The following is a 17,458-nucleotide window of genomic DNA, read 5'->3' on the forward strand; positions in this document are numbered from 1 at the left end:
TTAGCTTCTTTAATTTTTTTGTAAATAAAGCGATTTTATTTGCATTATCGATAGGGACAAACTATCATTTACATTGTACATATTTTGTTTAAATAAGGGAGGATTTTCAAGTGGCAAACGTAACTTTTAAAGGTAATCCAATGACTTTAGTTGGAACAGAAGTTAAAGTTGGCGATCAAGCGCCAAACTTCCAAGTATTAGCAAACGACTTATCTCCAGTAAGTTTAGAAACATACAAAGGCGAAGTGAAATTAATTAGTGTTGTACCTTCAATCGACACAGGTGTGTGTGATGCACAAACACGTCGTTTTAACCAAGATGCAGCAGGTATTGAAAACGCGAAAGTATTAACAATTAGCGCTGATTTACCATTCGCTCAAAAACGCTGGTGTGCAGCAAACGGTTTAGAAAATGTTGTAACACTTTCTGACCACCGCGACCTTTCATTCGGTGAAGCTTACGGCTTAGTAATGAAAGAACTTCGTTTACTTGCTCGTGCAGTATTCGTAGTAGATAGCAATGACAAAGTAGTTTACGTAGAATACGTAAGCGAAGGTACAAGCCATCCAAACTATGAAGCAGCATTAGAAGCAGCTAAATCTGCGAAGTAATGTGAAGAAAATGACCTCTTATAAAGAGGTCGTTTTTTCTCATATATTGCTCTGTAACGGCATCGATATATGAGAAAAAACGTTATATCATATATAACTAAAGGGGAGCTCTTTACAGGAGGTCGCTTTTTCTTTTTGGAAAAAATCACTTTGTGGTATGATATAAGTTATGTGTAAAAGAGAGAAGGAGGAATGTACGTGAGTCAGACAGTAGAAACATTATTTTCTATTTTTGATTCTTCTGCGGTAGTTTTACGTAAAGAATTAGATGTAACATATTTAGAGGCGCTTGTAGAAACAGGTGATAACTTGTTTGAGGGAGCGATTTTACAAGAGGAATTATCCGAATCAGCAATTGAAAGGCTGAATCGTGAATATAGTACGTTTAATGAAGAAACATATAAAGGTGAAGAAATTCGTAAAGCATTTCAGTTAGCCATCTTAAAAGGAATGAAAGAAGGCGTACAAGCGAATCACGAAATGACACCTGATGCAGTTGGGATGTTCATGAGTTACTTATTCCATAAATTTATGCAAGGTCAAAATGAAATTACAGTTTTAGATCCTGCAATTGGAACAGGTAACTTAATGACTACAGTGTTTAATAGCGCTAAAGAAGGACTAACAATGAGTGGATTTGGTGTAGAAGTGGATGAAGTGCTAATTAAACTTGCTTTAGTAAATGCAAATTTACAAAAGCATGCAATCGAATTCTTCCATCAAGATGGACTAGCACCACTTTATATCGATCCAGTTGATGCAGTCGTTTCAGACTTACCGGTTGGTTATTATCCAAACGAAATCGGTGCAAGTGAATATAAATTAAAAGCAGATGAAGGAATGTCGTATGCCCATCACTTATTTATTGAACAAAGTGTGAAACATACGAAAGAGGGCGGTTACTTATTCTTCTTAGTACCAAACTTCATTTTTGAAAGTGACCAAGCACCGAAATTACATGCATTTATTAAAGAAACATGCTTTATTCAAGGGTTATTACAGCTTCCTGTTTCCATGTTTAAAAACGAGAAAAATGCAAAAAGTATATTTGTTCTCCAAAAGAAAGGCGCTAATGTAACAATGCCAAAACAGGCGTTATTAGTGGAGTTGCCTAAATTCTCTAACATGAAGGCGATGGAAGACATTATGGATCAATTAAATACTTGGTTTGCAACACATAAATAAAGCTAGGTATATGTAACAGCATTAGTGATTTATGTAGTACAGTTTTATATAATATGTCATATTTTTAAATATATACAAGATTTAACTGAATTTTTTTGAAATCTGTAATATATATTTTTTCTTGGTGTTACAATTTTTTCACTTGAAATATATGTCGGACGATGTTTAAATTAAAATCGTGAGTATAAAATTTGCTAATGATGAAACGTTTTCATATTTAGTGAATTTGATCAGATAAAATCGAGCGGTTTGTGGAAACATCCACACAACTACCAAGAGAAAAAGGGGCGAAAGACTAGATGTCAAAAATCATCGCGATTAACGCAGGAAGCTCTTCCTTAAAATTCCAATTATTTGAAATGCCAAGTGAAACAGTATTAACAAAAGGTTTAGTAGAACGTATCGGTTTAGAAGATAGTATCTTCACTATTACTGTAGATGGCGAAAAACAAAAAGAAATTACAAACATTCCAGATCACGCAGTAGCAGTTAATATGCTTCTTAAAAAGTTAACTGAAAACGGAATCGTTAAATCTCTAGATGAGATTGGCGGTATCGGTCACCGTGTTGTTCACGGCGGCGAAAAATTTGCTGACTCTGTTTTAATTACTGATGAAGTATTAGCTGATATCGAAGAATTAAGCGATTTAGCACCACTTCATAACCCAGCAAACGTTGTTGGTATTAAAGCATTCCAAGAAGTATTACCAAACGTACCAGCAGTAGCAGTATTCGATACAGCATTCCACCAAACAATGCCGGAATCTGCATTCCTATACAGCTTACCATATGAGTACTATGAAAAATTCGGCATCCGTAAATACGGTTTCCACGGAACTTCTCATAAATATGTAACTGAGCGTGCGGCTGAATTATTAGGTCGTCCAATTGAAAGCTTAAGCTTACTTTCTTGTCACTTAGGTAACGGTGCAAGTATCGCAGCAGTAGAAGGCGGTAAATCTATTGATACTTCTATGGGCTTCACGCCACTTGCTGGTGTAACAATGGGTACACGTTCTGGTAACCTTGACCCTGCGTTAATTCCATACATCATGGAAAAAACAGGCCAAACAGTAGAAGAAGTAGTTAACGTATTAAACAAGAAGAGTGGTATGTTAGGTCTTACTGGTTACTCTAGTGACCTACGTGACATCATTGCGAAAGAAGAAGAAGGCGACCACCGTGCGAAAGTAGCACTTGATGTATTCGTAAGCCGTATCCACAAATACATCGGTTCTTACACTGCTCGTATGAAAGGTGTAGACGCAATCATCTTCACAGCTGGTGTAGGTGAAAACAGTGCGATTATTCGTGAGCGCGTATTAGAAGGCCTTGAGTACATGGGCGTATACTTCGATGCAAAACGTAATAACGTATTCGGTGAAGAAGCATTCATCAGCTTCCCACACTCTCCAGTAAAAATTATCGTAATTCCAACTGACGAAGAAGTTATGATTGCTCGTGACGTACTACGTCTTGGAGATATTGGTTAATATATGAAAAAAAAGACGAGATCCTATAGGATTTCGTCTTTTTTCTTTTGGATGTATTTTAAAACTCCATCCGGATATAATATTTTTTCTTTCTGAATGAATGCCGTAATAGGAATCCATTTCGCATATGCTACTGTTTCCTCATCTTGTATATTTAATATTTTCATTTCATATAGTGACGTGTCTAATAAACGCAAAGAATATAGTTGAATAATTTCATGACCAATGTCTCCATCTAGATGAAAGACATTTTCTAAACAACCTAAATAATTGGTGATTTCCACTTCTGTATGAAGCTCTTCCCTAAATTCACGAATAACGGTATGTGCTGATTGTTCACCAAGTTCAATTGAACCACCAAGAGGTCGGTAAAATGTTTCATCGGCTGAATGATATTCTTGTACGAGAAGACGCCCGTGATGTATAGCAATGCCAAAAGCCTTTGCACGTGGATACATATACAATCACTCCTTATTTTTTTGTATAAGGAAGATTATAATATGTTTTGTAGTAAAGGTGTCATGTATTTAAGAATGTGGTCTAATCGTAATTCCATCAAATAAGTCTTTCCAAAATGCTTCATTGTATTGGTATACATCCATAATAGGACATTTCATAACGCAAACACGTTGTAATCCCCAATCTTCTTGGGTGATAGTTGGTATATCGGCAGGAATTAGTAACAGGACAGAGAATGTATGTGTAACGATTTGAGATAAAATTTGTTCTAGGGAACATGCTTCTTCATATGTTCCTCCAGTTCGAATAAATAATATGGATTCGGCCGTTTCAATTGTAGCTAGAAAACGATTAATACGATGTTCATAATTTAACTTAATTTCTGTATAAGAAGGCCAAGAAGTTGGTGTGTTTACATCTGTTTTAAAGTCATGACAGGAGTCAATTTCATAAAGGTTGTCCCTTAATCTTAATTTTGCATCATCATCCCAAAATGAGATGAAGGATAAATTTTCGAAATTTAAAAAGCGGTCAAATCGATTTTGTAATAATACATTCACTTTTTCTAATGAGGGGCTTAGCATAAAATCAATAACGCCAAAAAATGGTGATAATTCTAATTGATATAATGCCCAAGCAGGCCAGCAGTTTTGTCCTAAGCTGAATACCGCATTATATTCTTTTTTTATATCGGATAGATTCATGTGATTTATCTCATCCTTTTTGTTAATATTTTATGCCATTCAAAAATGGTATGTGAATAAAGATAGACAAGCATATTTGCAAAGAATAAGCAGAAATATGTTACAATAGAAAAAAATCGAACGAGGTGGTTGTTACGATGCGATCGAAGCGAGAACAAGCCATTTTAGACAATATAAAAGAATGGGAAGCGCAATTAGTTGAGCAAGAAGCGACCGATTTTCAAAAAGTGTTTGATAAATGGTTACATACTACAGTTGCGAAATTACCTGAGAAAAAGCGAAAAGAATTCTTCACGAAAGCAGATGGATGGCTCTTTCATTTGCATGCATTTATTCAAAGTTCACAAGCACAGTTAGATGCACGTAATCGGATTTTAGGAACATCAAGATTATTTGATGAATCGATTGAACAGCTTGAAGATTTGAAAGCATTATCTATTGATCAATTAACATACATAGCAGAGCAGCAAACAGCACGTCATCGTCTATATTCATTTGTACAAGGCGGGGCAACAGGTGCTGGAGGTTTATTATTATTAACGGCGGATTTTCCGGTTATGATCGCATTAAATGTGAAGGCAGTCCAACTTATTGCAACATCATTTGGACATGATGTGAACAAGCCGTATGAAATGATGCTTGCGTTAAAGGTGTTTCATGCGTCATTACTACCAGGAAGACTTCAGCAATACGCATGGTACAATTTATTGCAAGAGCTGGAGCAAGAAGATTCGTTCTTCTACGAAGGAGAAGAAGCAGTGCTACAAACAGCTTCTACTGAGGTTGTGTTAAAACAAATTTTGAAGACATTTTCGATTTATGCTCTTCGTCGTAAATTATTCCAAGGTATACCGGTAATTGGAATGGCAATTGGATCTACAGTGAATTATCGTTTAACAAGAAACGTTACTGAATTTGCAAATAGATTTTATCAAGTGCGCCATATAGTCGAGAAAGAAAAAAGAGCATAAAAAAAGCGAGAGGCCGAAGCCTTTCGCTTTTTTAATTTGTTGCATGTTTTTTGGACATTGGAACAGATACTGGCTGCTTTTCTGCTGTTTTTTCTGTTTTTGGATAATAAATTAAATCCAATGTTTTTGCCTGTACGGCAATCGAAAGAATAGTAAAAGCAATTTCTGTCCAATTTAAATAATATAATGAAAGCGCAAGAACAATCGCGTCAAAGACGAAGAAAATTTGCCCAATTGTAAAACGAGTTCGTTTACTTAATACAATTGTTAAAATATCGTCTCCACCGGTTGCACCGCCAAATCGCAATATAAAACCGAGTCCAATACCAGCTAACGCACCGCCAACTACTGCAGCTATCAATAAGTTATTTGATAAATCTACCGTAAATGGAGAATAATTTTCCATAAAGGAATAAAATACTCCGAATGAAATTGAACCTAGGAATGAATAGCCAACCATTTTTCTACCTAAAAATGAAGCACACAGTAAAATAATTGGGATATCCATTAATACAGTTGAAATAGATGGTGAAATATCATAAAAGTTTTGAATGAATAGTGCAATTCCTACAAAGCCACCTTCTGTTAAGTGGTTTTGGAAGTGAATGTGATATAGCGCTGCTGCTAAAATAAATGAACCGATTAAAACCATAAAAATTTCTTTAATAATTTGCCGACTTTGGATGTTCCTCATCGTTATTCCTTCTTTCCGTAGTTAGTAGTCCTTTTTGTGTTGTAAACTAACTACGAGCTCACATGTAGCTTTCAGTTAGTTTACGAAAAAACTAACTACGCTATATGTCGCTGAAGAAATAACGAATAATCCTCTCGTCCATCAATTCTCCCTACCTTCGTTTTAGTTTAAGTCTTAAAACGACTAAACAAAACGTGGAGTAGGATTCTTCATTTAGCAATCCTGCTCTTCTTTGTTTTGTTTAGTTAGTAACAATTAAGTCCTAAACAAAACGCTATGTGTAAGAAGAGTCTTTTTTTTGCCAAATTATCCTTCGGGCAATCATAATTTCCCCACTCTCGTATTTTTTTCGCTAGACTAAAGTATCTGAGCTGAAAAATACGCTACGTGTATGATTCGTCAATACGATGCCACATGCTCCTTCGAGCGATCATGATATCAAAATCCCTTCCTTCAAGATTTATACTATTATATCATACTTTTAAAAAATGTATGCGGATGGAAACCGACAATAAACGGAGGGAATCTACAAAAAATGTTATGTTTAAATATTTTTGTAGAAAAGCCTAAGTTATTTCGGAGGATTGGACAGTTTGTAACGGTTTGTCCAATAAGTAAGAAAAAAAGGTTTTATTCCGTTGTATTCTTTTCATCACTTTTATCTTTGAAAAACGCATCCCAACTAATCACACTTAAAAAAGTTAAAGCGATAATAACGAAAGCACGCATAAGCTGTAGACCTCCTTTTGTACATAGTATATGAATCATTCGATTCGGAATGTGTCATTTTTTTACAAGTCTTAACTATTATGAGAGTATATTAATATAGATAGATGAAGGGGAGAGTGAAGGTATGCTAAAAGAAATGTTCAAAAGAAAAGAATTAATATGTATTTCATGTCAGAAAAAAATTCAATATGAAGAAGAGCTTGTTGCTTTTGTAAAGTTGCCGAAAGAAAGAAGTATATTAGTTGGCCCTTTTGATGTGTGTTTGGCAAAAACAGCACAAGAGATATATTGTAAATCATGTTACGACAAAAAAAGCATGACCCAAAGTAATTGAGGGGCATGCTTTTTTCATTGGTGTGCTTTCCCCTCAGATACATTTTGAGTGAGTCGATACCAAAGCCAAAGGTCATTAATGATGGAAGCAAGATCGGCAATTTCTGAATTTAGTTTACAAGAAACTTCGAAGTCTTCTTCGTTATTTAAATAATGTTGTTTTTTATTAATATAGTGCTCAAGTTCTTTTATACGATCAGGAATTTTCCCGCGAACTTGTTCCCATTTTAGTAAAATAGCATGTTGCATTTTTTCGGGGATTTCTTCCCAGTCTTCTTGTAAATGTGGAATTTCAATTCCTAGATGTTCATCGTATAAGAAATACTTTTCCATAAGTTCACCCCCGTTTTCCTGCTTATATTGTACAGAAAAACAGAAAGAAGTTCGACGAAATTGTTTGAAAAAATTTGAAAATGACTCTTGATACATTTTGTGAAAGGTGTTAAAGTGTGAATTATTATAAAAGAAAATGAATATTTATTCTTTAGGGGGATGCAAAATGGAGAAGAACAAAGTTGTATTAGCATATTCCGGAGGTCTTGATACTTCCGTTGCAATTAAATGGTTACAAGAGAAGAATTATGATATTATCGCGCTTTGTTTAGACTTAGGGGAAGGTAAAGACTTAGCATTTGTAAAAGAAAAGGCACTTTCAGTAGGTGCAATTAAATCATATATGATTGACGTTCAAGAAGAATTTGCAAACGAATATGCATTGATGGCGATGCAAGCACACACATTATACGAAGGAAAATACCCTCTTGTCTCTGCATTATCTCGTCCGCTTATTGCGAAGAAATTAGTAGAAATCGCAGAACAAGAAGGCGCAACTGCAGTTGCACACGGATGTACAGGAAAAGGAAATGACCAAGTTCGTTTTGAAGTTTCTATCCAAGCATTAAATCCTTACTTAGAAGTGATTGCGCCTGTACGTGAATGGAAATGGTCACGTGAAGAAGAAATTGCATATGCAAAAGAAAACGATGTACCAATTCCGATTAATTTAGATAGCCCGTTTTCAATCGATCAAAACTTATGGGGACGCAGCAACGAATGTGGAATTTTAGAAGATCCATGGGCAGCGCCGCCAGAAGATGCATATGAGATGACATTAGCGTTAGAAGATACACCGAATAAACCAGAGTTTGTAGAAATCGGATTTGAAGCGGGCGTACCGACTACTTTAAATGGCACTGCATATTCACTTGCAGAATTAATTAAAACGTTAAATGCGCTTGCTGGAAAACACGGCGTTGGACGTATTGATCACGTAGAAAATCGTCTTGTCGGTATTAAATCTCGTGAAGTATACGAATGCCCAGCAGCAATGACGTTAATCACTGCGCATAAAGAGTTGGAAGATTTAACACACGTAAAAGAAGTAGCGCATTTTAAACCAGTGATTGAACAGAAAATAACAGAACTTATTTATAACGGTTTATGGTTCTCACCTTTAAAACAAGCGCTTCATGCATTTTTACAAGAAACGCAAAAGAATGTAACAGGTACAGTGCGTGTGAAATTATTTAAAGGTCATGCGATTGTAGAAGGACGTAAATCTGAATACTCTTTATACGATGAAAAATTAGCAACATATACTGCCCAGGACGAATTTAATCATGATGCAGCAGTTGGATTCATTTCATTATTTGGTTTACCGACGAAAGTATACAGCCAAGTGAATCAAAAGAAGGTGGAAGCGTGAGCAAACTTTGGGGCGGACGTTTTACTGAAGAAGCGGAAGCGTGGGTTGAAGAGTTTGGAGCATCCATCTCTTTCGATCAACAATTAGTAAATCAAGATATAAACGGGAGTATTGCACACGTAACGATGCTAGCAAAGCAAGGCATTGTTACGAAAGAAGAAGCAGAGAAAATAAAGATAGGTCTTCAATATTTATTGAAAGAAGCAAAAGAGAATAAGCTACAATTTTTAGTAGAAGCAGAGGATATTCATTTAAACATCGAAAAAATGTTAATTGAACAAATTGGCGAAGTAGGAGGAAAACTTCACACTGGCCGAAGTCGTAATGATCAAGTAGCGACAGATATGCATTTGTATTTAAAAGAAAAGGTAGAACATATTATAAAAGCTACAAAACAATTGCAAACTGTTCTTGTTCATCAAGCAGAAAATAATATTGAAACGATTATGCCTGGCTATACGCATTTGCAACGTGCTCAGCCGATTTCATTTGCTCATCATATTCTCGCTTACTTTTGGATGTTAGAGCGTGATGTAAATCGTTATGAAGATTCGTTAAAGCGTATTAATATCTCCCCATTAGGAGCAGGAGCGCTAGCTGGGACGACATTCCCGATTGACCGAGAATATAGTGCGGAACTTCTTGGATTTAATGGAATATATGAAAATAGTTTAGATGCAGTAAGCGATCGTGATTTCATCTTGGAGTTTTTAAGTAACTCATCTATGCTTATGATGCACTTATCGCGCTTTTGTGAAGAACTTATTTTATGGAGTAGCCAAGAGTTTCAATTTATTGAAATGAGCGATCAATACGCAACTGGAAGCAGCATTATGCCGCAAAAGAAAAACCCGGATATGGCGGAACTAATCCGTGGTAAAGCAGGCAGAGTATACGGTAATTTATTCAGTTTACTTACAGTAATGAAAGGATTACCGCTCGCTTACAATAAAGACTTGCAAGAAGATAAAGAAGGAATGTTTGATACAGTAAAAACAGTAGAAGGATGCCTTCATATTATGGCGGGCATGCTTGAAACGATGACTGTAAACAAAGAAAAAATGGGGCAAGCTGTGACGCAAGATTTCTCCAACGCAACAGAAATTGCCGACTATTTAGCAAACAAAGGACTACCATTCCGTCAAGCTCATGAAATTGTTGGGAAGTTAGTGCTATATTGCACACAAAAAGGAATTTATTTATTAGATGTCTCGCTTGAAACATATAAAGAAATGAGCTCTTTATTTGAAGAGGATTTGTATGAAGTTCTTTCACCATATGCGGCTGTAAAGCGTCGTAATAGTGCGGGTGGAACAGGATTTGAACAAATCAAAAACGCTTTGGAGAAGGCGAAGGGGTTAGTTGGAGAGTTTGTTGGAAGTTGATTGATTTTATAGGGAAGAAGGTACGCTAATCTTGATGGAGAGAAGCTTACCTTCTTTTTTTATAGCCACAAATTAATCATACTTATGTCGATCTTCCGTAATTCGAATATACTCAATATCCATCAAATCTCTAAGTAATGCACCGTTACTTAGTTCAACGCCATGTTTCTCTTTAAAATGAGTACGAATCGTATCTAGCATTTCGAGTTCTTTCCCATTCACATCTAAAATAATACGTTCAGAATCATCCATGTTGCATCCTCCTTTTTTACACATATATATTTTGTCCGTCTATTTCTAAAAAATGTATGTTAACGTAATGTTAGGAAATAAGAAAGGGATGAAAAATGAGACGTATTTATTTTATAGGGTTAATTTTGTACACGCTAATTGTATTACACGTTGCATTCCCAAATATCTTTTCATTTGAGGATTTAGAAACAGTACACGTTGCGATATTTATTTTTGCTCTATTTGTAGTAGATTGCTTTATTTCTATATGGATTTCGAAAAGAAAAGATATACAAGGTGAAAAAGAAATGGAACGGAAAAAGAGAAAACATTCATTTTGGATGATGACATACTGTTTGTCTTTAGTGCTTACTGCTGCTTTTTTTAGTGAACATATTCCATTAGAAAGATTAAATATTGGATTTGGAGCGTTCGTATTCGCATACTATTTTTTTTATGCACTTTCTTCCTTATATGAAAGAAAAGCGAGGAGAAGAGGAAGACCAGCTTGTAGAAGAAGCGAAAGAACAAGAGAGTAAGAGAATTGAAGGAGATATAAAGAAACTTGGAGAACAAAAATGGTATTTAAAATCAAAAATCATATATGTTCTTTGCTTCATTACGCCGCCAATCGGCTATTTGTACGTCTTCTTACTTCGTAAAAAAATGACAGAGGGTGCAAAGCAAACGTACTTAACGATCGCGACAATCATGATGGCGTTATGGTCTTTGAAGTTTCTTCCACCTTATGTGTTGGCAATTACCGTTGTTGTCGTAGCATGTCTAGTGTTTATAGTGAAGTTTATAAAATGAAAAACACCAAGCCTATGTGGACTTGGTGTTTTATCTATAAATTAAAGCTCACCTTGTTCCTCATCACCACGAACAACAAGGACATCGCATTTCGCATAGCGAATAATATGTTCAGAGACGCTACCAATTAGGAAACGCTCAACAGCATTTAAACCAGTCGCACCACACATAATTAAATCTACTTTATGGTTTGGAGCGATTTCTTTTGAAATTTTTGATTTAGGATTACCGAATTCTAATACAGTTTCAATTTTTTCAAGACCAGCTTCAAGCGCAGTTTTTTTGTAGTCTTCTAATAAGTCTTCTGCAAATAGATTTGCCCGTTCAGCAATTGCACGGCTATAAGCTTCTACTGCTGAGTATGCTTTTACATCAACGATATGAGCAATTGTTAATGTTGCATTGTTGCGCTTTGCGACTTGAATTGCTTTTTTAAAGGCTTTTTCTGCTTCTTTAGAACCATCCACCGCGATTAAAATATTTGTATATGTATTATTCATAGTAAATTCCTCCCAATCTGTTTTATAACTGTTTACAACTTAATTATAAAACAAATTTTGGTAACGTGCTTGCCAGAAACGTTACAGAATTTTGAAAACTCTGTTTCAATTCATTTTAGTTGTAATTGGAGCGAGAACTTGTTACATATGAAGTATAGCAATTTAAAAGGGGGCAGTTTTGTGAGACATGCGCTCATTACAGCCGGTACGAAAGGTTTAGGAAAGCAAGTAACAGAAAAGTTATTGGCTAAAGGCTATTCAGTAACAGTAACGTACCATAGCGATACCACGGCTATGGAAACGATGAAAGAAACATATAAAGATGTGGAAGAGCGTCTACAATTCGTGCAAGCGGATGTCACGAAAAAGGAAGATTTACATAAAATAGTAGAAGAAGCGATGAGCCGTTTTGGCAAAATTGACTTTTTAATTAATAATGCTGGTCCATATGTATTTGAACGAAAAAAGTTAGTTGATTATGAAGAAGATGAATGGAATGAAATGATTCAGGGAAATTTAACAGCGGTATTTCATTTATTAAAACTTGTCGTTCCGGTCATGAGAAAACAGAACTTTGGCCGTATTATTAATTACGGATTTCAAGGGGCGGATAGTGCACCGGGATGGATTTATCGTTCAGCTTTTGCCGCAGCGAAAGTAGGACTTGTTTCATTAACGAAAACAGTTGCTTATGAAGAAGCGGAGTATGGTATTACTGCGAACATGGTATGTCCTGGTGATATTATAGGCGAGATGAAAGAGGCAACTATTCAAGAAGCACGTCAGCTGAAAGAGCATAACACACCGATTGGTAGATCTGGAACAGGTGAAGATATTGCAAGAACCATTTCGTTTTTATGTGAGGACGATTCCGATATGATTACCGGTACAATTATTGAAGTTACTGGTGCAGTGGATGTTATTCATAGACATCGATAGAATAAAATAAGATGAAGTTTCGAATAATTGGACAGTTTATCCATTGTGCTGAGAGGTGCGGATAATACTGTCCTTTAATATAAAATTAAATCTATCGGAAAACTCGTGTTATTTTTTTGTCAAATATTGAGATATTATGTTAAAATATAAGAGCGTAGAAAGCGCTTTAAAAAAATGATTCAGGGGTCATTTCATAACTCAAGGGGGAACTAATCATGCGTATCGGTATTCCAACAGAAATTAAAAACAATGAAAACCGTGTGGCAATGACGCCAGCGGGAGCAGTACATTTAGTACAAAATGGTCATGAAGTTTTTGTTCAAAAAGGAGCAGGTTTAGGATCTGGCTTTACGGATGAAGAATACGTACAAGCTGGTGCGAAACTTGTAGAAACTGCTGAAGAAGCATGGAATCAAGATATGGTTATGAAGGTAAAAGAGCCAGTAGCAAGTGAATACGGCTATTTCCGTGAAGGTTTAATTTTATTCACATACTTACACTTAGCTCCAGAACCAGAATTAACGAAAGCATTAATCGATAACAAAGTTGCATCAATCGCATACGAAACAGTACAATTAGACAATCGTTCTTTACCATTACTTGCACCTATGAGTGAAGTAGCTGGTCGTATGTCTGCACAAATCGGTGCACAATTCCTTGAGAAAAACAAGGGTGGTAAAGGTATTTTACTTGCAGGCGTTCCAGGGGTAAAACGCGGCAAAGTAACAATCATCGGCGGTGGTCAAGCTGGTACAAACGCAGCTAAGATTGCAGTAGGTTTAGGTGCAGATGTAACAATCATTGACTTAAGTGCAGAACGTCTTCGTCAATTAGATGATATTTTCGGTAACCAAGTAAAAACATTAATGTCTAATCCATACAACATTGCAGAAGCTGTTAAAGAATCTGACCTTGTTATTGGTGCAGTATTAATTCCAGGTGCAAAAGCGCCAAAACTTGTAACTGAAGAAATGATTCAATCAATGGAACCAGGTTCTGTCGTTGTAGATATCGCGATTGACCAAGGTGGTATTTTCGAAACAACTGATCGTATTACAACTCATGACAACCCAACTTACGAAAAACACGGCGTTGTTCATTATGCAGTTGCTAATATGCCAGGTGCAGTTCCACGTACGTCAACTCTTGCATTAACAAACGTAACAGTACCATATGCAGTACAAATTGCGAACAAAGGTTACAAAGATGCTTGCTTAGGCAACACTGCATTACTAAAAGGTATTAACACATTAGATGGATATGTAACATTCGAAGCAGTTGCAGAAGCTCACGGCTTACAATACGCTGATGCGAAAGAGCTACTTGAAAAAGCTCCTGCTTTATCATAATAGAAATACATTTGAGACCTTCCTTTATGAGGAGGGTCTTTTTTATATGGGGAAATAACATGTGAATAATTGTTATTTATTGGTGTAAATCATTTTTTATTATGATAATTTAGAATTATATAATAAAAAGAGGGGATTCAATGGGGAGTAAAAAGAGGAAGAAAAAGCAAGCAAAGAGACAAAAGTACATAAAGAAAAAACAGGAGCAGAACATACCTTTTTCACAAAAAGTAGTCATTACGATAGAGAAAACATTTCGGTATATTTGTATGTTCTTGTATGTGATTTTTTGCTTGTATTTATGTGGGATATTTAAAAGTTTGGGGATAACCCCCAATGTTATTGAAAGTATTTTAGGCGTTATACTTGTTATGGTAGAAGGAATCTTATTCTTTATATTATTTGATAAAGTATGGCCTAGTCATGAAAGTAAAAAAGATAGAAAAAGAAGCAAAAAATCTTCATACGCTTCAAGCTCATCAAGTGGATTCGGAGATTACAGTAGCAATGACTGTAGCAGCTCAAGTGATGGCGGAGGAGATTGCGGAGGTGGTGGAGACTAAGTTGATTTTTCAGAAGAACGACTAATGGAAGGATGGGATGAAATATGGAAACTGTGAACTTAATAGAATTAACAAAAGACATTCAAGATCAACATAAAAACTTCGTCGTTTCAAACATAAACAGTCATTGCTTACGCATCGCTGTATTTACTGGTGAATATGATTGGCACTATCATTCTAATTCGGATGAATTATTTATTGTGCTAGAGGGAGAGTTACTTATTGATTTTGAAGATGGAGAAACGGCGGTTTTAAAGCCAAATGATTCTATTTTAATTCCAGCATGTACGATTCATAGAACGAGAGCATTAAAGAGGACGGTAAATCTTTGTTTTGAACATATAGAGGCTGATACGATTATAGTGGAGCAATTATGAAAAAATTATCTGTAGCCGAGTATAGAAAAGTTCTTCCGGTTTTAGAAGGTAATACAAGAACGACGACGTTTGCTTATGCGGTATGTGATCAAGTGATAGCTGGTGAGGTTTTTGCCAACGAGAAGTTAACAGCAGGATTAATTCGTACAGTTAACGGTATCTATTATTTATTTGGTCATACGGATGATCAAAATTATAATGAAGATTTATTGATGTATTTAAAAATGGCTATTGAAAAAACAGAGAAGAGATTTACACTATTCGCTTCAAGTGAAGAGTGGGAAATGATGATTGAAGGGCGTTTTAGTAATGTACTTCGGAATATGCCACGAATGAAATTCCAAAGAGAAATCTTTGAAGAGCGAACACAAGATGCAAATAAAAATACATATGCAGTGAAGCGTATTGATAAAAGTGATATAGAACGAAGCAGTGAATTTACAGAGAAGTATTATAAAGAATATTGGGGATCAAAAGAACTATTTTTGAACGGTGGTTTCGGATTTTGTATAGAACAAGGTGGGATGATTATAGCTGAATGCGTCTCAATATTTAGAGGGAATAGTTTTGCTGAAATCGATATTGCTACGCATAAAGCATATCAAGGGAAAGGATTAGCTCAAGCTGTTGCGACACGGTTCGTTGAGCATTGCATGCAAAATGATATTACACCGTGCTGGGATTGTTATGTAGACAATATTCCTTCGCAAAAACTAGCTAGTAAATTAAGTTTTCATAATCCGATAGAATATAGATTGTTTGTACGTAAGAAAACGGGGGAATAAAAATGAATGTGGAATTAACGAGATTCAAAGTGAAACAAGGTAAAAATCATCGTGTAGATGAATGGATGCAGCTTCTTAATGACAATATGAAAGAAGTGCTTTTGACATTAAACGACGAAAAGATGTACGTTGAGACAATTTTCCGGGAAATAAGAGATGGAGAAGAATACTTATATTGGTATTCTGTGCAAGGAGAAGGCGGGGCTCTTGTCGAAAATTCTCATTATGAAATCGATAAAAAGCACTTGGAATTTTGGCATGAATGTATTGATGAAGAAGCACCATCTGTTGATATGAAAACGGAAGTTGTTATGATTCAAGATGTTGTGAGGGAAGCGATGGAATAATAGAGTAATATTTTGTGAACAAAAAACAGTCTTATTTTTTTGCTGAAATATATATTATTGGAGATGCTATAGGATGAGAATTAGTAATAAATATATCACTCTCGATGAAATAGAGATAATAAGAGAATCCTTAAATAAATTGCATGAATATCATAATAATAAATCAAAATATTTTTCTGGCGATTACCCAAGAATGACATTTGAGGAACGTATTGAAAATTATAAAAAGAACTCAAAGTACGGAGAATATAGAATTGAATTATTGATTGAGTCAGAAACAGATAATATATTAGGATTTTGTATAGCGTATAGTAAAAGCGTAAGCGGAAAGATTGAAGTTTTATTTGTTGATGAAAAATACCGAAGAAACGGATTTGGTTTGAAATTAATGAATAGTGCAGTGGAATGGTTTAAAGTGAAAAAGATAGATGAAATTGAATTAACAGTAGTGTATGGAAATGAAGCTGTATCATTTTATGAAAAGCTGGGATTTTATCCTCGTTCAATTATTATGGCAACTAAGTCATAACGATAGTATGGGGAGAGATGAGTGGGAGTTTTTGTTTCAAAAAAATGGTTCATATTTTACTAAATTATATGTGAAGAGCACATCAAAATAAATGTGCTTTTTACTATGGAAAAATTTACAAAAGCTGTATTTGGATATCTTTAAGTGAAAATAAAGAGGGATATCGAGAATATTTTAGGATAAACTATAAAGTGAAACTTTAATCAGTGGTGAGGGCATCCCCCACTGATTATCAGCCCTCACCAATCGGGCTTTTACGAGCAGTCCGCCCCCCACCTAACTTCTTTGCTTCCGCTGAATTTTGATGTGGGGTCTTACTGCCTGTTAATGCGGGATAAAGAAATAAAAAACACCAAACCAAAAGACTTACCAATATACGGTGTAGTCGTAACAGGAAAACAGAGGATTTACAAAGTTTACAAGGGTCACCGTATATTAAGGCTGCTGTAAGAGGTGTAACAGTTGAGAAATATTGATTACGAGTAATTAATGTGAATAATCAGAAAATTTATGTTATAATATGGGAAAAGGAGGTTTATATGAGGCAAATACATGGAGCAATTTATATTTACATAACAATGTTTTTCGTGGCGATATCCTATGGATTGGGGCACGTGTATTCGCATCCTATACTAACTTTTTTAAGCGGAGCATGTATGGCGTTTGCGCTTCTTGTCCACCTTTTCTCAGTTTGGATCGTGAAATTTCAATTAAATATTAGTGAAATAGAAGAAGGCACTTTCTAAGTGGCCTTCT

Annotated in this window: 21 protein-coding genes and 2 pseudogenes; 17 read left to right on the plus strand and 6 right to left on the minus strand. The window is 35.4% G+C overall.

The window, feature by feature from the left end; translation table 11 throughout:
- Nucleotides 1-110 precede the first annotated feature (110 nt).
- From tpx to ackA, 3 genes are all read left to right on the plus strand, one after another.
- Nucleotides 111-611: a thiol peroxidase gene (gene tpx, locus QO049_RS06540; protein ID WP_000024529.1), complete on the plus strand. Its 501-nt coding sequence runs from the start codon at nucleotides 111-113 to the stop codon at nucleotides 609-611.
- A 198-nt stretch (nucleotides 612-809) separates the two neighbouring features.
- Nucleotides 810-1,796, plus strand: coding sequence for a class I SAM-dependent methyltransferase (locus QO049_RS06545; RefSeq protein WP_000084367.1), 987 nt, complete (start codon nucleotides 810-812; stop codon nucleotides 1,794-1,796).
- Nucleotides 1,797-2,095: 299 nt separating this feature from the next.
- Nucleotides 2,096-3,289, plus strand: a complete 1,194-nt coding sequence (gene ackA / locus QO049_RS06550) for an acetate kinase (protein WP_000034575.1) — start codon at nucleotides 2,096-2,098, stop codon at nucleotides 3,287-3,289.
- Nucleotides 3,290-3,312: 23 nt separating this feature from the next.
- On the opposite strand, the gene QO049_RS06555 is transcribed toward ackA, so the two are convergent.
- Both QO049_RS06555 and QO049_RS06560 read right to left on the minus strand, forming a co-directional pair.
- Nucleotides 3,313-3,747 carry an NUDIX hydrolase gene (locus QO049_RS06555; RefSeq protein WP_000283468.1) on the minus strand — a complete coding sequence of 145 codons (435 nt, stop codon included), beginning with the start codon at nucleotides 3,745-3,747 and terminating at the stop codon, nucleotides 3,313-3,315.
- Between the two features lie 69 nt (nucleotides 3,748-3,816).
- Nucleotides 3,817-4,452: a DUF1796 family putative cysteine peptidase gene (locus tag QO049_RS06560; protein WP_001053732.1), complete on the minus strand. Its 636-nt coding sequence runs from the start codon at nucleotides 4,450-4,452 to the stop codon at nucleotides 3,817-3,819.
- Between the two features lie 137 nt (nucleotides 4,453-4,589).
- Between QO049_RS06560 and QO049_RS06565 the strand changes: the two genes are divergently transcribed.
- On the plus strand, nucleotides 4,590-5,423 hold the full coding sequence (locus QO049_RS06565) for an EcsC family protein (protein WP_246961389.1): 834 nt from the start codon (nucleotides 4,590-4,592) through the stop codon (nucleotides 5,421-5,423).
- Between the two features lie 31 nt (nucleotides 5,424-5,454).
- Here QO049_RS06565 and QO049_RS06570 read toward each other — a convergent pair whose 3' ends face one another.
- Nucleotides 5,455-6,117, minus strand: coding sequence for a YitT family protein (locus QO049_RS06570; protein WP_246961387.1), 663 nt, complete (start codon nucleotides 6,115-6,117; stop codon nucleotides 5,455-5,457).
- Nucleotides 6,118-6,970: 853 nt separating this feature from the next.
- On the opposite strand from QO049_RS06570, the gene QO049_RS06575 reads away from it, so the two are divergent.
- Nucleotides 6,971-7,180, plus strand: coding sequence for a hypothetical protein (locus QO049_RS06575; protein WP_000910674.1), 210 nt, complete (start codon nucleotides 6,971-6,973; stop codon nucleotides 7,178-7,180).
- A 14-nt stretch (nucleotides 7,181-7,194) separates the two neighbouring features.
- Here the strand turns inward: QO049_RS06575 and QO049_RS06580 are convergent, their stop codons facing one another.
- Nucleotides 7,195-7,512: a hypothetical protein gene (locus tag QO049_RS06580; protein ID WP_000417216.1), complete on the minus strand. Its 318-nt coding sequence runs from the start codon at nucleotides 7,510-7,512 to the stop codon at nucleotides 7,195-7,197.
- Nucleotides 7,513-7,678: 166 nt separating this feature from the next.
- Between QO049_RS06580 and QO049_RS06585 the strand changes: the two genes are divergently transcribed.
- Both QO049_RS06585 and argH read left to right on the plus strand, forming a co-directional pair.
- Nucleotides 7,679-8,884 (plus strand): argininosuccinate synthase, encoded by a 1,206-nt coding sequence (locus QO049_RS06585; RefSeq protein WP_246961385.1) that lies wholly within the window; start codon nucleotides 7,679-7,681, stop codon nucleotides 8,882-8,884.
- Nucleotides 8,881-10,269 carry an argininosuccinate lyase gene (gene argH, locus QO049_RS06590; protein ID WP_246961383.1) on the plus strand — a complete coding sequence of 463 codons (1,389 nt, stop codon included), beginning with the start codon at nucleotides 8,881-8,883 and terminating at the stop codon, nucleotides 10,267-10,269. The genes QO049_RS06585 and argH overlap by 4 nt, the downstream gene beginning before the upstream one ends.
- 72 nt (nucleotides 10,270-10,341) lie before the next feature.
- Here argH and QO049_RS06595 read toward each other — a convergent pair whose 3' ends face one another.
- Nucleotides 10,342-10,521 carry a hypothetical protein gene (locus QO049_RS06595; RefSeq protein WP_000342765.1) on the minus strand — a complete coding sequence of 60 codons (180 nt, stop codon included), beginning with the start codon at nucleotides 10,519-10,521 and terminating at the stop codon, nucleotides 10,342-10,344.
- A gap of 95 nt (nucleotides 10,522-10,616) precedes the next feature.
- On the opposite strand from QO049_RS06595, the pseudogene QO049_RS06600 reads away from it, so the two are divergent.
- Nucleotides 10,617-11,313, plus strand: a pseudogene (locus tag QO049_RS06600) (hypothetical protein).
- A gap of 41 nt (nucleotides 11,314-11,354) precedes the next feature.
- Here the strand turns inward: QO049_RS06600 and QO049_RS06605 are convergent.
- Entirely contained in the window at nucleotides 11,355-11,813 is a 459-nt protein-coding gene (locus tag QO049_RS06605; protein WP_001066673.1) for a universal stress protein, read from the minus strand.
- Nucleotides 11,814-11,960: 147 nt separating this feature from the next.
- Between QO049_RS06605 and QO049_RS06610 the strand changes: the two genes are divergently transcribed.
- The 9 genes and pseudogenes from QO049_RS06610 (at nucleotide 11,961) to QO049_RS06655 (ending at nucleotide 17,448) form a co-directional block, all read left to right on the plus strand.
- Nucleotides 11,961-12,752, plus strand: a complete 792-nt coding sequence (locus QO049_RS06610; RefSeq protein WP_002062486.1) for an SDR family oxidoreductase — start codon at nucleotides 11,961-11,963, stop codon at nucleotides 12,750-12,752.
- A 215-nt stretch (nucleotides 12,753-12,967) separates the two neighbouring features.
- Complete coding sequence (gene ald / locus QO049_RS06615; protein ID WP_001219402.1) at nucleotides 12,968-14,101, plus strand: alanine dehydrogenase; 1,134 nt, start codon at nucleotides 12,968-12,970, stop codon at nucleotides 14,099-14,101.
- Between the two features lie 140 nt (nucleotides 14,102-14,241).
- On the plus strand, nucleotides 14,242-14,664 hold the full coding sequence (locus QO049_RS06620) for a hypothetical protein (protein ID WP_084063941.1): 423 nt from the start codon (nucleotides 14,242-14,244) through the stop codon (nucleotides 14,662-14,664).
- A gap of 44 nt (nucleotides 14,665-14,708) precedes the next feature.
- Nucleotides 14,709-15,041, plus strand: a complete 333-nt coding sequence (locus QO049_RS06625; protein ID WP_000450931.1) for a cupin domain-containing protein — start codon at nucleotides 14,709-14,711, stop codon at nucleotides 15,039-15,041.
- Nucleotides 15,038-15,826 carry a GNAT family N-acetyltransferase gene (locus tag QO049_RS06630; protein WP_084063942.1) on the plus strand — a complete coding sequence of 263 codons (789 nt, stop codon included), beginning with the start codon at nucleotides 15,038-15,040 and terminating at the stop codon, nucleotides 15,824-15,826. The genes QO049_RS06625 and QO049_RS06630 overlap by 4 nt, the downstream gene beginning before the upstream one ends.
- A 2-nt stretch (nucleotides 15,827-15,828) precedes the next feature.
- On the plus strand, nucleotides 15,829-16,173 hold the full coding sequence (locus QO049_RS06635; protein ID WP_284489230.1) for a DUF6176 family protein: 345 nt from the start codon (nucleotides 15,829-15,831) through the stop codon (nucleotides 16,171-16,173).
- A gap of 73 nt (nucleotides 16,174-16,246) precedes the next feature.
- Nucleotides 16,247-16,702: a GNAT family N-acetyltransferase gene (locus QO049_RS06640; RefSeq protein ID WP_001222923.1), complete on the plus strand. Its 456-nt coding sequence runs from the start codon at nucleotides 16,247-16,249 to the stop codon at nucleotides 16,700-16,702.
- A gap of 336 nt (nucleotides 16,703-17,038) precedes the next feature.
- Nucleotides 17,039-17,178 (plus strand): annotated as a pseudogene (locus QO049_RS06650) (anti sigma factor C-terminal domain-containing protein); the annotation flags it as partial.
- Between the two features lie 63 nt (nucleotides 17,179-17,241).
- Entirely contained in the window at nucleotides 17,242-17,448 is a 207-nt protein-coding gene (locus QO049_RS06655; protein ID WP_001248905.1) for a hypothetical protein, read from the plus strand.
- The last annotated feature ends 10 nt before the right edge of the window (nucleotides 17,449-17,458 follow it).

Source organism: Bacillus sp. RB3 (genome assembly GCF_030164735.1).
In the GTDB taxonomy this organism is placed as follows: domain Bacteria; phylum Bacillota; class Bacilli; order Bacillales; family Bacillaceae_G; genus Bacillus_A; species Bacillus_A cereus.